Genomic DNA, 17,058 nt, shown 5'->3' with positions numbered 1-17,058 from the left:
TGCATCGCCGTTATTATAATTAACGGCCGTTAACGTGGATTCTTGAATGGTTTAAAGCCGTTTTGTGAAAATAATTTTGCTTGCAGAAAGAACGAAAAACGGGGCCAATTGGCCCCGTTACTCTAGCTGTCAATGGCAGCACTTACCCGACTATTAGCCCAGCAGAGACAATACCGACTGCGGCGTCTGGTTCGCCTGGGCCAGCATCGACGTACCCGCCTGCTGAAGGATGTTGGCGCGCGTCATGTTCGACACTTCCTTGGCGTAGTCGGCGTCCTCGATTCGCGAGCGTGCTTCGGACAGGTTGGTCGAGGTGGTCGCCAAGTTGTCGATCACAGAGTCGAAGCGGTTCAGCGTAGCACCCAAAGTAGCGCGGTTGGTATCGAGTGTTTTAGTAGCAGTATCAACGGCATCGATCAGGCTTTGGAAGCTGGTGTGGGCGCCAGCTCCGCTAGCCGCCGTAAAGGTAGCGGCGCCGCCGGAAGCCGCTGCAACGACTCCGCCCGAGGCGCTAGTCAGTTCCAGGCCCGACACGGTAGCATCGACAGTCTTAACATTGATGACGTCTTCAACATCGGTATTGGAACCGACCTGGATGCTCAGGCTGCCGCTGGCGTTAAGAAGATTGGTACCGTTGAAATTGTTGCTGCCCGCTACGCGGTCGATCTCGGCCAAACGCTCGTTGATCTCGGTTTCGATTGCGGCGCGATCATCGTCGGTGTTGGTGTCGTTGGCACCCTGAACCGCCAGCTCACGAATACGCTGCAGGTTGTCGTTGATCTGGTCCAGGCCGCCTTCCATGGTTTGAACGAGCGAGATACCGTCGCTGGCGTTACGGCTCGCCTGATCCATACCCTTGATCTGGGCGGTCATCTTGTTGGCGATCGCCTGACCTGCTGCGTCGTCGGAGGCGCTGTTGATACGCAGGCCGGAAGAAAGACGCTCCTGCGCCTGAGCCAGCATGCCCTGGGACTTGCTCAGGTTGTTCTGGCCAATCATGGAAGTAATGTTGGTATTGATGACGGACATGGGGTAATCCTCTGTGTTTAGTGGCCCAGGAGAGGCCTTTAAATCGGCGCTTGCATCGCCGTTATTATAATTAACGGCTGTTGGAGGCACTTCTTTAGGCCTTTCGCGCGATTCACATGAGAAAAATGCGCGAGGCGCCCAACGAAAAACGGGGCCTTGCGGCCCCGTCGTTCACTTCGCTCGTGGTACTACTGCTTGAGCGATTAACCCAGCAGAGACAGTACAGACTGCGGGGTCTGGTTAGCCTGGGCCAGCATGGACGTACCCGCCTGCTGAAGGATGTTGGCGCGTGTCATGTTCGACACTTCTTTCGCGTAGTCGGCATCTTCGATGCGTGAGCGCGCTTCGGAAAGGTTAGTAGTCGTGGTCGCCAGGTTATCGATCACAGAGTCGAAGCGGTTCAGCGTGGCACCCAGAGTCGCACGCTGCGTGTCGAGCGACTTGACGGCGGTATCGACATTGTCGATCAGCGTCTGGAAGTTGTCGTGAGTCGCGCCGGCACCGGAGAGAGCCGCCGCAGACCCGCTAACACCCAGCGCACTGCTAGTTGCGTCGAAAGTATTGACGGTAATAGTGTCGTTGCCGCTGGTGTTAGAACCGACCTGGATATTGAGCGCCGTGCTCGCGCCGCTTGACAACAGGTTAGTGCCGTTGAAGTTGTTGCTGCCCGCTACGCGGTCGATCTCAGCGATACGCTCGTTGATCTCGGTGGTGATCGCCGCGCGGTCATCGGCGGTGTTAGTGTCGTTAGCACCCTGTACCGCCAGTTCACGAATACGCTGCAGGTTGTCGTTGATCTGGTCCAGGCCGCCTTCCATGGTTTGAACGAGCGAGATACCGTCGCTGGCGTTACGGCTCGCCTGATCCATACCCTTGATCTGGGCGGTCATCTTGTTGGCGATCGCCTGACCTGCTGCGTCGTCGGAGGCGCTGTTGATACGCAGGCCGGAAGAAAGACGCTCCTGCGCCTGAGCCAGCATGCCCTGGGACTTGCTCAGGTTGTTCTGGCCGATCATGGAAGTGATGTTGGTATTGATGACGGACATGGGGTAATCCTCTGTGTTTAGTGGCCCAAGAGAGGCCTATAAATCGGCGCTTGCATCGCCGTTGTTATAATTAACGGCGAAGCGGGGCGATCCTTTAGCTCATTTACCCACTTTTTTATGAAAATTTGGCCTTGAAACTATAACGGGGCCTTACGGCCCCGCTGATAAAATAAATTGTCGTTACGAACGAGAGCGTATTAGCACCGTTTCGTTTGATAGCAAGGTTTACTACTTCTGCATATTGCTCAGCATATCGAACTGCTGGCCCAGGTAGCTGCTCATGGAGTTCATCTGCGCAATCATGCCATCGAGCTGGGCAAACTGCTTACGATAGCGCTCCACGTTGCGCTCGATGCTGGCTTCCATGCGCTCCTTGCGCTTATCGAGACTCTCGATTCGCTGTTCTGCACTGGTGACCGAGCTTTTAATGAGGCCATCTTCTGAGGTAATGGTCGTCAATGTTGTGCTGAGGCGCCCTGCAAAGCCTGCTTCCTTGCTGTCACCAGCGAAGAAGGCAGATAGGCCTTCAGGGTCGTTGGCAACAGCGGCATCGAGCTTTTCTTCGTCGACCTTCAAGCGCCCGCGCTCATCAATTGAGATTCCGATTTCAGACAGCCGCGTGATATCGCCGCCCGCCAAGCTGTCGCTCACGTCACGACTCAAGCGGTTTTCGATAGTGCGTACGGTACGGTCACCTATCAGCTCGCCCGAGATCTCGCCTTCGCCGTTGAACTTGGTCATGCGCTCTACGGTCGATTTCATTTCGTTGTAGTTACTGACGAAGTTATTGATCGCCTCTTTCAAGGAGTCGTTGTCTCGCTCGATCACCAGGGTGGCGGGGGATTCCGACACGGCGGTGAGATCGAGCGTTACCCCCTCGATCGCACCTTCGACGCGGTTGGTTTTACTGGTGATCGCGATGCCGTTGACGTTGAGTGCGGCGTCCTGGCCTAACCGCACCGTCGTGCTATCCATGGCAAGCCCATCGAGACCAGAAAACCCTGTGAGCGAGGCGTCCTTGCCGGTTTCCTTTGAGCTGAGCGCCAAACGGTATCCGGTGCCATCGTTGACAAGCGAGGCGGTAACACCCGACTCCTTATTTGCATTGATCTGATCGCGTACCTGGGCTAGCGTGCTGCCTGCCTTGATATCGACGTCAAGGCTCGTCTGCGTAGTGCCCGCGCCGAAATTGAGCTTCAATTTCGTATCAGTAGCAGTGAGCTCCTGATCCAGCGCCACACTATTGGACGCCGCGCTGCCGGCACGAGCCAGCTGAGACACGCTAATTTCAAAGCGCCCAGGGTTGGCCTTCTCACCCGCCGTGGCCAGAACGCCACTGCCGGTTACCGTGCTTTTTTGCTGTTTGAAGGTCGAGGCATCGTTTAGCGCCTTGACCGAGGTATTGACCCGGTCCATCGCCGACTCAAGACGCCCATAGGCCGAAATTTTGGTCTTTTGAGCACTTTGCTGCTGTAAAACGGGGGTAAGCTTCTGGCGCTCAGCGGCTTTGAGCTGATCCACCAGACCGTTCAAGTCCAACCCGGAACCTACACCAAGCGCGGAGATTGATGCCATGGGTTAAATCCTCGAGTAATAAGTAGCAAAGAGTATGGGTTGATTACCTTGTTTATCGGCGGGGTGATAACGAACTTTAGGTACCTTCAAAAGATACCTCTAAAAAAAGCCCAGCGTTGTAGCTGGGCATTTCCTGTCCGTGAGAGCTGGGCCTAGCTCTGGTTGGTTTGGGCCAGCATTCCCAACTGCTGTTCGAGATAGGCACCCGTCTGATTCATTTGCGCCACCATGCTATCCATTGCTTGAAACTGAACACGATAACGCTCGACGGTTTGCCCGATGCGCTCTTCGGTTCGGCTATAGCGCTCCTGTAGCGACTCGACGCGGCTTTCTGCATTTTCTTTGGCCGTATCAAGGCGGCCGCCATCGCCTACCAGGCGCTCAAGAGACGTATTGATTTGTCCGGCCATGCCGCCTCCTTCGCTGCTCCCTGCGAAAAATTGGGCCAGCCTGTCCGGCTGGGTGGCAATGACGTTATCCAGCTTTTCGTCATCGACCTTTAGCGTACCGTCGGTTTGCAATGAAATGCCGACGTCGGACAGTACGTTGAAGCCGTCACCGCCGGTCATACCGCTAATAGCCTGACGGAGCTCGCGCTCGACGGCTCGTGTGGTCGCGTCAGCGTTCAAGCCTCCCGACTGGCCCGTTTCCACATCGAAGTTGGTCAAGGTATTCAAGGTGCTCTTGAGCGTGTTGAAGCTTTCCACAAAGGTATTCACGTTCTCACGCAGTGCTTCATTATCCTGCTCGACCTTGATGGTACTCGAAGTACCAGCCTCCGTGAGCGTCAAGGTCATTCCTTGAATGGCGCCCTCGACCTGGTTGGAGGCACTGACGATATCGATACCGTTGACGTTGAATGCCGCGTTCTGTCCCTTTTGCACGACCTGAGTGTCCGAGGTGGTGACATCACCGGATAGAATGGTCGAGAAATTGGTACTTTCGATACTGGCATCAGCGCCGGTCTCGCTCGACATGACCGAGAGCCGATACCCTTGCCCGTCGTTGATGATAGAGGCAGTCACCTGACCGCCGCCTTGATCGTTGATGGCGTCTCGAATGTCTTCAAGCGAACTGCCATCGGCGATCGTGATCTCGGGCATACTGCCTTCAGTCAGTGCGAAGCTGAGCGTCTGCTCACCGCTGACAACACTTTCGTCAGCGCTATCCAAACGCTCTGTCACGAGGCTACCAGCAGTTGCCAGTTGATCGACCTCTACGTCGTACCGGCCCGCCTGTGCTTCGCTGGACGCAATGGCGATAACACCGTCGCCCTCGACATTGGTGGTGAGGCTTTCAAACGACGACGTATCGTTCAACGCCTGGGTGGCATCCTGGAACGTGGAAACCGCGCTTTTGAGCGCTCCATAGGCAGAGACGGTCGTGTTGGCAGATTGAACCTGCTCGGCAATGGGCTGCAGTTTGGCGCGCTCGGCGGTTTGAAGCTGATCCAATAGCCCGTTTAAATCGAGCCCCGAGCCAATGCCCAGTGAAGATATGGAAGCCATCGATTGCTGCCCCTTTAAATGTGATCGCCTGCTCTTTAGGCGGGCTGAAATTTGCCTGTGTCAATGCATTGATTATCGGCAAATCGCGCAGTGTCTTTAGCCTTTATCCCACTTTTAACTTAGTAAACGGTTATTTTCTGTAATCTTTACGACTTTTTCGGTTAAAAGAGCCACCCAAGAGGAAATAACCGCAGGGCGCAATACGTACCGAACCCAAGCGTTGAACACGCCAAAAACTTAGACCTTGGTCTAAATAGGTCAGCTCCATTACACTAGGGAAACGTTGTTCGTTAATCGATGGAGCATTCAATGCCCTGCGAAGGTGACACCCCCGCCGCCCCTGCCGCCGTAGACGCGTCTCGGCTGCGTCAGTGCCTGTTCACGCTGGCAGAGCTTTTGTACGTGAATGGCCATGTGCTGGAAACCGTAACGCTGCCTCAGTGCGGGCTGGCCAGGCGTGACACGGCAGTGCTCGATGAGCAGAACGTGGGCTGGGCGGCGTGTCGTGAAATGCTTGAATCAAACGCGGCGGGAATGACCAATCAGGAAGGGCGTTTCGTGCTGACCGCCCTTGGCCGGGACATCATGTTCGACCTGTTCGGTCAGGGCGCGGCGGACTGCGCCTAGCGCAAAAGGCTCCGCTCGAACGTAAAAACGCCCGCATTTGCGGGCGTTTGTGTTTGGCACGGCGCCTTGATTAGCGCAGGCCAAGCATCGAAAGAATGAACAGCACGACGACGACCAGACCCACGATATAGATGATGTTACGCATTGCGGCGCTCCTTGCTTTTTTGCGTTTTAGGAAAATCAAAGGGTTGCTTACCCATCGAGGCAACATTCTCATCCTAGCAGGCTTTCGGGCGGTTTGCGTAATTTACGTGCGCGCAACCGCCGCACGCTCTACGCTTTTTGAAAGCCTCGTTGGCATTGCAAAAGGAAAAGCCATGCGCGTGCGAATGTTCTCTCAAGCGGTAATGCTCGCGCTGGGGCTAGCGCTCTTGAGCGAAGGGGCGCTGGCCCAAACGCCCTCCGACGCGGCCTTCAAGGCGCTCGATGAGCAGGCCAGTGCGCTCGACCGGCTGCATACGGTCGTGGTGGCGGTGGACGGGCATCGGGTACATGAATTTCATCAGGGTGGGCCGGGGACGAGCACGCCGGTCAACGTGAAGTCGCTCTCCAAGACGGTGCTGGCGGCCATTACCGGTGCGGCGATTGAAGCCGGCGTAATCGACTCCCTCGACCAGCGGTTGGTCGAACTACTGGGTGAGCGCGTGCCGGCGGGGCTGGACCCGCGCGTCAGTGACATCACCCTCGAGAACCTGCTTTCCATGCAGGCGGGGCTCGAGCGTACCTCCGGCGAGAACTACAGCGGCTGGGTCGCGAGCCCCAACTGGGTGGAAAACGCCCTTTCTCGCCCCTTCGTGGACGAGCCCGGCGGGCGCATGCTCTACTCCACCGGCTCGAGCCACCTGGTCTCCGCCGCACTTACTTACGGCAGCGGTGAATCCACCTACCAGCTTGCCCAGCGCCTGTTGGCTGAGCCTCTTCACATCACCCTCCCCCGCTGGCTGCAGGACCCACAAGGCGTTTTTTTTGGCGGCAACGACATGCAGCTCTCACCGCGCGCGCTGGTCGAGATCGGTGAGCTGTACCGGCTGGATGGCGTAGTCGATGGCGAGCGTATATTACCGGAAGGCTATGTGGAGGCGTCCTGGACGCCGCGGGGCCGGTCGCCCTGGGCGGGGGATGGCTATGGGCTTGGCTGGTTCGTGACCACTTTCGGCGACACGCCGGTTTACTACGGGCGCGGCTACGGCGGCCAGGCACTGTTCGTGATCCCGGAGCGCGCGATGACGGTGGCGATCACCTCCAACCCCAACCCGCCTTCCCCCGGTGGGCAGTTCCAGCAGCAGCTGAATCGGCTGGTAGCCCGCTTGTTACAAGCGCCACGCTAATGCTCGCTGGGTCACGCGGCGCGTTGCTCTTTCATTCACTCTCTTTTGTGCGACTGGCTCATCAGGTAGAGCGTAGCGGCCAGCGCCAGCACTGAAAGCGCTAGATAAATGGCCTCGAGCGGCGTCGTGAAGCGAATATCCACCACGGCGCGAAAGAACTCGATGATGACGGCCAGGATCACCACCCGGGTGATCTTGTCCTTGAGTTGATCGAGCGAGGCAACGTTGAAGGGGTGACGGGGATAGCGCGCTTCAGCCTGATCGATGCGTGACACGAAAAGTCGATAGATCCCCAGGCTAAAAATCAGCAGCACGATGGCGATCAGGTAGATGTCCACCGCAATGATGATGTCAGGCACCAGCGTATCATGAATGTTCTGGCTGCTATCCAGCAGATAGTAGCGGACCACATCGAGTACAACGCTGACGATATCCAGCGTGCCAACAACGAACAACGCAATGGATCCCAGCAGGCTCGGCACGACCGCCAGTAACACCAGAAAGCGTGATCGCCATAGCACGGTTTCGATACGCCGCTCCCAGCTGGACTGCTCGTCTGGCGTTTTAGGCGGTGGTGGTTGTGACTCTGACATGCATTCTCCTTGAGTGATCGATCAAACGCCTGCACGGTGCAGGATCACGTCACGCTATAGAAAATAAACGAGAATCGCGGTAAACGTGGCGCCGGTGATTAGAAACCCCAGAGCCAGCACCAGCCCGTCCCTGGCGACCAGCCCCAGTCCATAAAGCGTCAGCGCCAGGCCCGCGCCATTGGCGGAAAAGGGGACAAACTCCATGGGCGGCATGGCCAGCGCGATCAGCGCGCAGGCCAGCGCCGTTGCGCGCATGCCCAGATAGCCGCTCATCCACGCCAAACGCACGCCCATCAGCCCGTCGACCCAGCGCCCGGGCTTGCGCATCCATCTGAGCGCCTTGTCGAACCCCTTGCGCGACACCGAGCGGTTCAAAAGCCAGCGCGGAAGCCAAAAAAAGCGGCGCCCGAACAGCAGCTGGCTCGAGGTCAGCAGTACCAGTGCGGCCATCAGGGTGGGCACCCCGGGGATATCGCCGACGACCGGTGCCAACACGATCAGCCCCGCCACCAGCAGCATCGGCCCGAAAGAGCGCCGCCCCACGGCGTCGACAATGTCCTCGACGCTGACGCGAGTCTTCTCGTTTTCCATTTGATCCAGCGCATCCAAAAGCTCGGTCAGGCTGGACGCATCGTTGTCATCACGCATGGGGTGGGCGCTGCTCCTGGACGTCGAGCTTGGCGCGAATGAAATCGCGGTGGCTGACATGCAGAAGATCCGCCAGGCGGCGAATGCGGTGCTCCTCGAGCGGGTCGACGCTGCCGTCCGCCCAGGCCAGCTGCCACATCAGCGCTACCAGCTCGAAGCGCTGGGCGTAGTCGTAGTGCTCCTTGATGAGGCTGACGAACTGGTAGTGGTCGACCGCCTCATCGACCTCCGCTTCGGCCAGCGCCATCAGCTCGCTTACCCGCGCGTCATCCAATCGATAGCGCGTCATCAGCATCTGCTTGAGCGCCGCCTGCTCCTGCGGGGTTTGCTCGTAGTCGGCGCGCATCACTTCGCACAGAAGCGCCGCCGTGGCGAGTTCCAGCGTCAGGTGATGGTTCTCGCGCCCTTCCGGTGCGGCCAGCGCGTCGTGAAAAAAGTCTCGAATTGCCTCCAGCATGGCCCTCTCCTTTTAAACGCTTGCCGCGTCCTTGATCATCCTCACACGTCTATCTACTGACTCGCCGCCGCGCAGAAAGGTCACTCCTTGCGCTTGGCGAGCTGCTCCTTGAGCTGCCTGGGCACCTGCTTGATGATCAGCCGGTCCTGGCCTTCGTCGTACTCGATGCTCGAACCCAAAAGGTGCGAGTCGAAGCTGATCGAGACGCCACCAGCGCGGCCGGTAAAGCGACGAAACTGGCTCAGCGTTTTCTTGTCCGGCGGAATCTCCGGCGAAAGGCCGTAGTCGGCGTTGCGAATGTGCTCATAGAACGCCCTGGGTGCTTGCTCGTCGACCAGTCCCGAAAGCTCCTCGAGCGTCATCGGCTCGCCCCGGCGCATCTGCTCGTGGGCGTAGTCCACCAGCGACTCGGTCTTCTCGCGACTGGCCTCCTCGTCGAGGTCTTCGCTTTCCACGTAGTCGCTGAACGCCTTGAGCAGCGTGCGGGTCTCCGCCGGGGCATCGATGCCCTCCTCCATGCCGAGCACCGCCGCCACACCGTCGGCCAGCTTCTTCGCGCCGCGGTCTTTCAAAAACGAAACGTACTGCTGGCTGCCCGCACCATCGCCCTGCTGCCACTGGGTCAGATTGACCCGCGCGGCCAGGGTGAGCTGCTGAGTATTGAGCTGGGCGGCGGGCACCGCCTGGTGCGCCTCCCCGATGCCGATGCCTTCACGCTGATGTAACAGTGCGAAAAAAAACGTTTCGGTATCGCCTTGGCGCTGATGGGCGATGACCAGATAGCCGCCCACCGAGAGCGTTTCCTGTAATTCGCGGGCCAGCCGCTCGGTCAGCTGAGTGCTCAGCGCTTCGAACTCAAGCTCGCCTTTCGAATACGCGTCGAGCCAGGCCACCAGCGGCCCGGCCTGCTCGCCTTCGCTGGCAAACCGCCCCCAGCCCTTCGCCTTGGTGTTGTAGGTGTCCGCGAGCTTGCTGACCAACGCGGCCATCGTGTCGTCATTACTGTCGGCAGGCCCCGGGGCAGCGGTGACGGTCAGGCGTTCGCCGTCAAGTGTAGGGTCCAAACGGTGCACGATGCTTTGCAAAAGCGGCATAGAGAAACGAGCCTTTTAAGCGGTTGAACGATCGAAAGGGGTCAAGGCTTGAGCCGGTAGCCAGTGTGGAAAATCCAGCCCACCATGGCCAGGCTCACGGCGAGAAAGAGCGCGACCATGCCGACACTCGCCCAGAGGCTGACATCGCTGATGCCGTAGAAGCTCCAGCGAAAGCCGCTGATCAGATACACCACCGGGTTGGCCAGCGTCACGGCCTGCCAAAACGGCGGGAGCATATCGATGGAGTAGAAGCTGCCGCCCAGAAACGTCAGCGGCGTGATGATCAGAAGCGGCACGATCTGCAGCTTGTCGAAGCCATCCGCCCAGATACCAATGATGAAACCCAGCAGGCTGAAGGTCACGGCGGTGAGTACCAGAAAGGCGAGCATCCAGAATGGATGAGCGATCTCCAGCGGCACGAAAAAGCTCGACGTGCCGAGAATGATCAGCCCCAACAGCATCGACTTCGACGCCGCCGCGCCCACGTAGCCCACCACCACTTCCAGATACGAAATGGGCGCCGACAGAATTTCGTAGATGCTGCCGGAAAACTTGGGAAAGAAGATACCGAAGGAGGCATTCGACACGCTCTGGGTCAGAAGCATCAGCATGATCAACCCGGGCACGATAAAGGCGCCGTAGCTCACGCCGTTGATCTCGCTAATGCGCGAGCCGATCGCCGCGCCAAATACCACGAAGTAGAGCGAGGTGGAGATCACCGGCGAGACGATGCTTTGCAACAGCGTGCGCCGGGTGCGCGCCATTTCCGCCATGTAGATCGAACGGACGGGGTAGAGATTCATGAGCGCTCCTTGACCAGATCGACGAAAATATCCTCCAGCGAGCTCTGCCGGGTATGTAAATCCTTCACCAGGATCTCCTCTTCGTTGAGCACGCTCAAAAGCGCTGACACGCCGCGGCCCTCCTCTTCCTGGTGACCATCGTAGGTATACACCAGCGAGCGGCCATCACCACTCAGCGTCAGGGTGTCGACCTGCAGGCGCGGCGGCAGTGCCGGCAGCGGCGTGTGTAGCTCAAGAGTGAGCTGCTTGCTGCCGAGCTTTTTCATCAGCGCGGCTTTCTCTTCCACCAACACCACTTCACCGCCGTTGATCACGCCGATGCGATCGGCCATCTCCTCGGCCTCTTCGATGTAGTGGGTGGTGAGTATGATGGTGACGCCGTCGTCGCGAAGCTTGCGCACCACCTCCCACATGTCGCGGCGTAGCGCCACGTCCACGCCGGCGGTGGGCTCGTCGAGAAACAGGATACGCGGCTCGTGGGAGAGTGCCTTGGCGATCAATACGCGGCGCTTCATGCCACCGGAAAGCGTGATCAGGCGGTTATTGCGCTTGTCCCACAGCGCCAGCGACTTGAGCACCTTTTCGATGTGGGCCGGGTTTGGCGCTTTGCCAAACAGCCCGCGGCTGAAGCTCACCGTGTTCCAGACCGTTTCAAACGCCTCGTTGGTCAGCTCCTGGGGCACCAGGCCGATGCGCTCGCGCGCCTGGCGGTACTGCTTGACGTTGTCGAAGCCGTCGACGCTCACGCGCCCGGCGCTTGGGTTGACCAGCCCGCATACCAGACTGATCAGGGTGGTCTTGCCCGCGCCGTTCGGGCCGAGCAGCGCAAAAATTTCGCCACGCTGGATGGACAAATCCACGTGCTTGAGCGCTTGAAAGCCACCTTCGTAGGTTTTATTCAAGCCCTCGATCGAGATGATGGGGTCGTTCAAGGCGTGCTCCTCACACCGCGACGGGCCACGGTGCCTGGCGGCCCAAAGCGGCCGGCGGGTGAGGCCGGCCGGCAACAGGCCGATTAACTGCGGCTGGTGACTTCGAGCAGGTGGTAGCCAAACTGGGTCTGGACCGGGCCGTGGACCTGGTTCAGCTCGCCGTTAAAGACCACCTTGTCGAACTCGGGGACCATCTGGCCGGGGCCGAAGGTACCGAGCTCGCCGCCCTGACGACCGGACGGGCAGTTCGAGTGCTCTTTTGCCACGTCCGCGAAGTCGCGGCCGTTTTCGATCTCTTGCTTCAGCGCGAGACACTGCTCTTCGCTGTCTACCAGAATATGACGGGCGCTGGCACTGGCCATGATAAGCCTCCATTGGGTTCGTTTAAGTGAGCCATGAGTTAGAGGCCTCAGTTTAACACGCACGCCGCCCACCTGGGGGCTCAGGGTGCGCCTACCGCGCCGGTGATTCTGAGCGCTTCGCCCACGCGAGCCAGCGCCTGCTCATGGGCGGCGCGCGGCTGCCCCCCGCGGGTGCAGGTAACGATCACCCAGGGGCCCGCGGTTTGCGCAGCCGCCTCGCTGTACGCAAGCCCTGCGTCGCAGCTTCGGTGATGCTGAGTACCGGTCTTGTGGGCAAAGGTAATGCTCTCCCCCAGGCCACGCGTCAAGCGCGCCTGGCCTGAGCGGGTGCGCGTCATCACTTCGATCAGCGCTTGGCGCTGGGTGGCGTCCAGGTCGCCCTGCCCAGCGTTTTCGAGCGAGGCGAGCAGATCGCCGTAGGCGCGCAGCGTCGCGGTGTTTTCGCCAGTGCGCTGGTAGGCATCGAAGGCGCTGGCGTAGTCGGGCTGGCGAAGGGTCTGGGAGGAAGCGCCCAGCCGCCGCGCCAGCGCCGCGGGGCGCTGGCTGACGCGGTGTTTGCGAAGCTCGATGAAGTCGGTACCGGCAAGCGAGCGCGCCTCGGGGTGCAGCTCGCCGTACACGCCCCGGCGTACCCCCTTGAGCGTCGTGATCGGGCCCAGCTCGCCTGGGTCGCCGCCGCTGGCGGCGACCATCTGCGCCGCCCGGGCGTTGACGGCGGGAAGTCCGACGCGGTCGATCAGCATATCGGTGGCGGTGTTGTCGCTGACGGTGATCATCTGTTCGAGCAGATACTCGATCGAGATCGGCGTGCCCGGGTCGTGCCAGATCACCGGGCCCGCGCCGTCGACGAAATCGCTCTGGGCAAGCGTCAGACGCTGGTCAAGCGTCAGATCGCCTGCCTGGCGCCGGGCCAGCACCTCGGCGGCCACGGGCACCTTGATCAATGAGGCCAGATACCACGGCGTATCCGCCTGCCAGGAGAACGCCTCGCCGCTTTTCAGATTCTGAACGTAGACGCCCAGCGCTCCACCAAAGGCCTCCTCGACGGTGGCCAGCCGCGTGCTCAAACTCCCCTGCCAAGCGCTTTGTTTATCGACTTCAAAATACCAGTCGGCCTGGGCCGGCAGCGCGATTGAAAGCGCCACCAGTAAAAGCCCGTATTGGAGCGTGCGTATCAACCCTCGCAAAGCGTTTCCTCTGTATTGTTGCTTCTGTGTCGTTACTACTGTGTCGTCATGCTCAGGCCGACCTGAACCGCGCAGCGTTTAGCGGTGCGCGGCCATCCAGCGGGTAAGCCAGATCCAGAGCGCCGTGCCAAGAATCAAAAGCCCCCCGGCGCCCAGCGCTTGGGGGTACGTGATGGTGTCGTTCAAGCCCAGCAGAAAGCGCAGCACCAGAAAGATCATCACGATATGAAAAATGAACGCCTTGAGCGCGTCGCTTCCGACCAGCGTCAGCGGCAAAAGTGCCCGGGCGGCGGCGCGCCCGCCGGTCAATGCCAAGCCCAGAATGATGAAGGCCCCGCCGACGCTGAACAGCATGAAGGCAAGCCCTGGAGGATGCTTGCCGACGTTATTCGCCACCGCCGTCATGGCCGCGTACACGTCGCCCTGGGCTGCGGATAGCGCGTAAAAAGCACCGACCATCACCGCGCCGAGCGCGATCAACGCTAGCACCAGCCGGCGCTGCGCGCCCTGCTCGCCGTGACAGCGAAGCGCCGCCTCGCCGATCAAAAGCCCGATGAAAATGAGCGGTGCGCGACTTAGCTGCCCCCAGGCGTAGTAGTCGGGATGATCGACCAGCAGCGCCTTCAAAATGGCGTGGCCGCCGAAATCGAACCCCTGAAGCCAGGCAGAGAGCGCCGTAAACCCGACAATCGCCGCTAGCCGCGACCACAGCGGTGCCTTCGCCCATAGCGGCAGGATCAGCGGCACCCAGACGAGTGCGATGGCGTAGAAGCCGAGGATCTCCACCCAGATGGCGAAGTTGCCGTACAAAAGCGTGGTGAGGATGTCGGCGGGGGCGTAGAAGGGCAGCATTTCGACGATGGTCAGCGCCTTGTACCAAAACCACACCTCGAGGCCACGCAGCCAGAGCTTCAGCCGCCGCTGGGGCCAATCCTCGTTTTGTGTGCGCGGCAGAAACGCCACTGCCAGCGCGATACCGAACACCGTAATGAACAGCGACGAGGAAAATTTGGTGAGCAGATGCACCGGCACCATACCCCACTCGGGCACGTTGGGGATCCCCACCAGCCCGCTGACGGTGTGGCTCAAAATCATCAGTCCAATCGCGATACCGCGGGCCAGATCGATCGCCTCGACCCGCCCCTCGATCCGAGGCAATACCGGCACTTCGTTAAAACTCGGCACGTAACGTACATCCCTGTCGGCGGCTTGAAAGCGCTCAAGCCGTAGTGGAGAACGTTAACCTTAGCCCAACGCTCAAATCAGGGGTAGCGAGGCCCTTTAAACGCAAAACGCCCCGCAATCGGCGGGGCGTTTCGTGGCTCATCCGTGAGCCAGAAGCAGTGTCTCCTTGATCAGGAACGGGTTACCAGTTGCTGTCGGACTCCATGTCGGTGCCGGTATCCGTATCGGTTTCCCACTCCTCCTGCTCCTCCTCTTCTTCCTCGTAAGTAAATTCCTGCTCTTCCTCTTCGTACTCGGTCGTCACACCCGGCTGTTGATCCGTTTCATCACTCTGGTAGGTGCCCTGCCCCTCCTGCATCGAGTCTTCGTGCGGCGTTGGCTCCTGTGGCGTGGTGGTCTCTTCTTCCATACCGGCAAAGGCCAGTGGGCTTGCCATCAGCCCGAAAGAGACGCCGAGGATACCCAGCTTTTTCAGAGATTCCTTCTTCATGATCGTACCTCCTGGTGGTTTCGCTTTGCTGCTTTAAAACGTGGGCGAAAGATGAAATGCCCAGTTAACACGTTTACTGAGTCGACACGAGAGTGACTCGTCATCCTGACGTTGCGCTCTCGGCCCACTCATTGCAGCGGGCGTACCAGGTTGGCACCACTTATCTTAAAGTCCTTTCACGTCATAATCTTGCAACAAAAACCGTAGGCCAAAGCCTGTTCCAAACCAGGAATAATGAGAATTATTTTGTTTACGGTTGGCACATGGGCCGGGGTGGTCATGTCAACCGGGGTTAGCAAAACGCCGGCTTGGGAGCCGGCGTTTTACTTACCTCATTCAAAAATGAGAGTGAGGCCTTTTAATATCCCATCACCTCCGGAAGCCAGGTCGCGAGCCCCGGAATGGCGATCAACAGCAAAATCGCAAGTATCACCGGAATCAGAAACGGCAGGACCGCCTTGACCACCTGGCCGTAGCGCAGTTTGGTGATGCTGACCATCATGAACAGCACCGTGCCGAAAGGTGGCGTGATGACGCCGATCGAGAGCGTAATGACCATGACGATGCCGAAGTGGATCGGGTCGAGGCCGGCGGTCAGCGCGGCGGGCACTACGATCGGGGTAAAGATCAGAATGCTTTCGATCACCGACATGAAGCAGCCGATCAACAGAAAGAACAGCGCAAAGCAGATCAACAGCGCGAAGGTGGGCATGTCGAGGCTCGCAACCTGGCCCGCCAACGCCTGGGGGATGCCCATGCGCACCAGAATCCAGCCGTAGAAGCTCGACACCGCAATGATCAGCAGAATCACCGCGCTGAACATCAGCGTGCGGCGAAAGGCGTCATACAGACTCTTCAGCGTCAGGTCGCGATAGATCACGCCGCCGAGGACGATGGCGTAGAGCGAGGCGATGGCGCCGGCTTCGGTAGGCGTGAAGAAGCCGCCCCAGATACCGCCGACGATGATGGCCGGCATCAACAGGGGTAACATCGCCCGCTGGCCGGTGCGCAGCACTTCGCCGCCGTCGAACGGGGTCGGCTCGGGCATCTTGACCCGCCCGGTCGCGCCGAGAAACACGGTCATGCCCATCAGCAGCGCGGCCATCAGAATACCGGGCAGCAGCCCCGCCATGAACAGCCCGCCGATGCTGACGTTGGCAAGCCAGCCGTACACCACCAGCGCGATACTCGGCGGCAGAATAGGGCCCACCACGCTCGAGGTCGCGGTGATCCCGGTGGTGTAATCGAGCGCGTAGCCGCGCTCTTTCATCGCCTTGATTTCGATGCTGCCAAGTCCCGCGGCATCGGCGACGGCGGTGCCGGACATGGTGGCGAAAATGGAGCTCGCCACCACGTTGGCGTGGCCAAGCCCGCCGCGAGTGAAGCCCACCAGCGCGGTGGCGAAATCGAAAATTCGCGTCGTGGTCGAGCCCAGGTTCATGATGTTGGCCGCCAGAATGAACAGCGGTATGGCCAGTAGCGTGAAGTTGTTGAGCGTTTGCACCATGCGAAGCGACAGAAGCTCCACCGGCAGGCCGCCCGCGCCGGTCACCGCCAGCGCGATAAAGGAGGTCACGCCAATGGCGACCACCACGGGCAGGCCGATCATCATCAGCCCCAGCAGCCCGCCAACGAAAATAGCCAATTCGGTCATGGGGCGTGCTCCTCATGAGCGGTTTCGACGCCCCAGCTAACCGGACCGCGAAGCACCTGCCAAAGCGCGATCAGCGCCATACAGGCAAAGCTCAGCAACAGCGCGTAATAGAGATAGGTGAAGCTGATGCCGAGCGAGACGGTATTGTTGTAGGCACTGGCCTTTGCCATGACCCAGGCGCCCCAGCCCGCGAGGGCAAAAAAGCCAAGCGATACCAGCGCGATGAACCGGTACTGCACCTGGCGGCCCAGCCCGTTCAGGCGGTGGCTGAAAAGATCGACGACCAGATGATCGCTTCGCACCCAGGCCGAGATCGATCCTAAACCAACGGCGTAAATGGCCATCAGCGACACGACTTCCTCGCTCCAGGGCATTCCCCAGTTCAGAAAGTCCCGCGCCAGCACCGCGGTGACGACAAGCCCCAGTATGCCCACCAGGATGGCAACCCCCAGGGCGTCGCACACACGGGTGACAAGGCGTAATACGCCAAAGGCAAAACGATCAACGCCGCCCGCAGGCGGCAATGTTTCATCCACGAAT

At 59.7% G+C, this 17,058-nt stretch carries 18 protein-coding genes; 2 read left to right on the top strand and 16 right to left on the bottom strand.

The window, feature by feature from the left end; translation table 11 throughout:
• Positions 1-153: 153 nt before the first annotated feature.
• From OCT39_RS02385 to fliD (OCT39_RS02370), 4 genes are all read right to left on the bottom strand, one after another.
• Positions 154-1,029 carry a flagellin gene (locus OCT39_RS02385; protein WP_263586106.1) on the bottom strand — a complete coding sequence of 292 codons (876 nt, stop codon included), beginning with the start codon at positions 1,027-1,029 and terminating at the stop codon, positions 154-156.
• Positions 1,030-1,232: 203 nt separating this feature from the next.
• The gene (locus tag OCT39_RS02380) at positions 1,233-2,075 is read right to left on the bottom strand and encodes a flagellin (RefSeq protein ID WP_263586105.1); all 843 of its coding nucleotides are present in this window, start codon (positions 2,073-2,075) and stop codon (positions 1,233-1,235) included.
• 228 nt (positions 2,076-2,303) lie between these two features.
• Positions 2,304-3,650, bottom strand: coding sequence for a flagellar filament capping protein FliD (gene fliD, locus OCT39_RS02375; protein ID WP_263586104.1), 1,347 nt, complete (start codon positions 3,648-3,650; stop codon positions 2,304-2,306).
• Between the two features lie 152 nt (positions 3,651-3,802).
• Positions 3,803-5,158 (bottom strand): flagellar filament capping protein FliD, encoded by a 1,356-nt coding sequence (gene fliD / locus OCT39_RS02370; RefSeq protein WP_263586103.1) that lies wholly within the window; start codon positions 5,156-5,158, stop codon positions 3,803-3,805.
• 309 nt (positions 5,159-5,467) lie between these two features.
• Between fliD (OCT39_RS02370) and OCT39_RS02365 the strand changes: the two genes are divergently transcribed.
• Positions 5,468-5,785, top strand: coding sequence for a hypothetical protein (locus OCT39_RS02365; RefSeq protein WP_263586102.1), 318 nt, complete (start codon positions 5,468-5,470; stop codon positions 5,783-5,785).
• Between the two features lie 317 nt (positions 5,786-6,102).
• On the top strand, positions 6,103-7,113 hold the full coding sequence (locus tag OCT39_RS02360; RefSeq protein WP_263586101.1) for a serine hydrolase domain-containing protein: 1,011 nt from the start codon (positions 6,103-6,105) through the stop codon (positions 7,111-7,113).
• A gap of 35 nt (positions 7,114-7,148) precedes the next feature.
• On the opposite strand, the gene OCT39_RS02355 is transcribed toward OCT39_RS02360, so the two are convergent.
• From OCT39_RS02355 to OCT39_RS02300, 12 genes are all read right to left on the bottom strand, one after another.
• Positions 7,149-7,706 carry a YqhA family protein gene (locus OCT39_RS02355; RefSeq protein WP_263586100.1) on the bottom strand — a complete coding sequence of 186 codons (558 nt, stop codon included), beginning with the start codon at positions 7,704-7,706 and terminating at the stop codon, positions 7,149-7,151.
• A 54-nt stretch (positions 7,707-7,760) separates the two neighbouring features.
• Positions 7,761-8,354, bottom strand: a complete 594-nt coding sequence (locus OCT39_RS02350; RefSeq protein ID WP_263586099.1) for an exopolysaccharide biosynthesis protein — start codon at positions 8,352-8,354, stop codon at positions 7,761-7,763.
• Positions 8,347-8,811 (bottom strand): TerB family tellurite resistance protein, encoded by a 465-nt coding sequence (locus OCT39_RS02345; RefSeq protein WP_263586098.1) that lies wholly within the window; start codon positions 8,809-8,811, stop codon positions 8,347-8,349. Before OCT39_RS02345 ends, OCT39_RS02350 begins: the two co-directional genes overlap by 8 nt.
• 80 nt (positions 8,812-8,891) lie before the next feature.
• Positions 8,892-9,905: a nucleoid-associated protein gene (locus OCT39_RS02340; protein ID WP_263586097.1), complete on the bottom strand. Its 1,014-nt coding sequence runs from the start codon at positions 9,903-9,905 to the stop codon at positions 8,892-8,894.
• A 41-nt stretch (positions 9,906-9,946) separates the two neighbouring features.
• Positions 9,947-10,708 (bottom strand): ABC transporter permease, encoded by a 762-nt coding sequence (locus OCT39_RS02335; protein ID WP_263586096.1) that lies wholly within the window; start codon positions 10,706-10,708, stop codon positions 9,947-9,949.
• Positions 10,705-11,640: an ABC transporter ATP-binding protein gene (locus OCT39_RS02330; protein ID WP_263586095.1), complete on the bottom strand. Its 936-nt coding sequence runs from the start codon at positions 11,638-11,640 to the stop codon at positions 10,705-10,707. Before OCT39_RS02330 ends, OCT39_RS02335 begins: the two co-directional genes overlap by 4 nt.
• Positions 11,641-11,723: 83 nt before the next feature.
• On the bottom strand, positions 11,724-12,002 hold the full coding sequence (locus OCT39_RS02325) for a peptidylprolyl isomerase (protein ID WP_252106155.1): 279 nt from the start codon (positions 12,000-12,002) through the stop codon (positions 11,724-11,726).
• An 80-nt stretch (positions 12,003-12,082) separates the two neighbouring features.
• Positions 12,083-13,189, bottom strand: coding sequence for a serine hydrolase (locus tag OCT39_RS02320; RefSeq protein ID WP_318152973.1), 1,107 nt, complete (start codon positions 13,187-13,189; stop codon positions 12,083-12,085).
• Positions 13,190-13,267: 78 nt separating this feature from the next.
• Positions 13,268-14,374, bottom strand: a complete 1,107-nt coding sequence (locus OCT39_RS02315; protein ID WP_263586094.1) for a DUF1624 domain-containing protein — start codon at positions 14,372-14,374, stop codon at positions 13,268-13,270.
• Between the two features lie 181 nt (positions 14,375-14,555).
• The gene (locus OCT39_RS02310) at positions 14,556-14,864 is read right to left on the bottom strand and encodes a hypothetical protein (protein ID WP_263586093.1); all 309 of its coding nucleotides are present in this window, start codon (positions 14,862-14,864) and stop codon (positions 14,556-14,558) included.
• Positions 14,865-15,222: 358 nt separating this feature from the next.
• Positions 15,223-16,518, bottom strand: coding sequence for a TRAP transporter large permease (locus OCT39_RS02305; RefSeq protein ID WP_263586092.1), 1,296 nt, complete (start codon positions 16,516-16,518; stop codon positions 15,223-15,225).
• Entirely contained in the window at positions 16,515-17,054 is a 540-nt protein-coding gene (locus OCT39_RS02300; RefSeq protein WP_263586091.1) for a TRAP transporter small permease, read from the bottom strand. Before OCT39_RS02300 ends, OCT39_RS02305 begins: the two co-directional genes overlap by 4 nt.
• Positions 17,055-17,058: the final 4 nt, after the last annotated feature.

The sequence above is a fragment of the Halomonas sp. GD1P12 genome (assembly GCF_025725645.1).
In the GTDB taxonomy this organism is placed as follows: domain Bacteria; phylum Pseudomonadota; class Gammaproteobacteria; order Pseudomonadales; family Halomonadaceae; genus Vreelandella.
The sequence above is the reverse complement of the archived record's forward strand: the minus strand, read 5'-3'. Positions and strand labels throughout refer to the sequence as shown.

Bases quoted from the DNA above. Each gene is read 5' to 3' on its own strand.
- OCT39_RS02305 (WP_263586092.1), bottom strand. From the start codon at position 16,518: ATGACCGAATTGGCTATTTTCGTTGGCGGGCTGCTGGGGCTGATGATG.
- OCT39_RS02350 (WP_263586099.1), bottom strand. From the start codon at position 8,354: ATGCGTGATGACAACGATGCGTCCAGCCTGACCGAGCTTTTGGATGCG.
- OCT39_RS02355 (WP_263586100.1), bottom strand. From the start codon at position 7,706: ATGTCAGAGTCACAACCACCACCGCCTAAAACGCCAGACGAGCAGTCC.
- OCT39_RS02365 (WP_263586102.1), top strand. From the start codon at position 5,468: ATGCCCTGCGAAGGTGACACCCCCGCCGCCCCTGCCGCCGTAGACGCG.
- fliD (WP_263586104.1), bottom strand. From the start codon at position 3,650: ATGGCATCAATCTCCGCGCTTGGTGTAGGTTCCGGGTTGGACTTGAAC.
- OCT39_RS02340 (WP_263586097.1), bottom strand. From the start codon at position 9,905: ATGCCGCTTTTGCAAAGCATCGTGCACCGTTTGGACCCTACACTTGAC.
- OCT39_RS02310 (WP_263586093.1), bottom strand. From the start codon at position 14,864: ATGAAGAAGGAATCTCTGAAAAAGCTGGGTATCCTCGGCGTCTCTTTC.
- OCT39_RS02335 (WP_263586096.1), bottom strand. From the start codon at position 10,708: ATGAATCTCTACCCCGTCCGTTCGATCTACATGGCGGAAATGGCGCGC.
- OCT39_RS02325 (WP_252106155.1), bottom strand. From the start codon at position 12,002: ATGGCCAGTGCCAGCGCCCGTCATATTCTGGTAGACAGCGAAGAGCAG.
- OCT39_RS02345 (WP_263586098.1), bottom strand. From the start codon at position 8,811: ATGCTGGAGGCAATTCGAGACTTTTTTCACGACGCGCTGGCCGCACCG.
- OCT39_RS02380 (WP_263586105.1), bottom strand. From the start codon at position 2,075: ATGTCCGTCATCAATACCAACATCACTTCCATGATCGGCCAGAACAAC.
- fliD (WP_263586103.1), bottom strand. From the start codon at position 5,158: ATGGCTTCCATATCTTCACTGGGCATTGGCTCGGGGCTCGATTTAAAC.
- OCT39_RS02385 (WP_263586106.1), bottom strand. From the start codon at position 1,029: ATGTCCGTCATCAATACCAACATTACTTCCATGATTGGCCAGAACAAC.
- OCT39_RS02360 (WP_263586101.1), top strand. From the start codon at position 6,103: ATGCGCGTGCGAATGTTCTCTCAAGCGGTAATGCTCGCGCTGGGGCTA.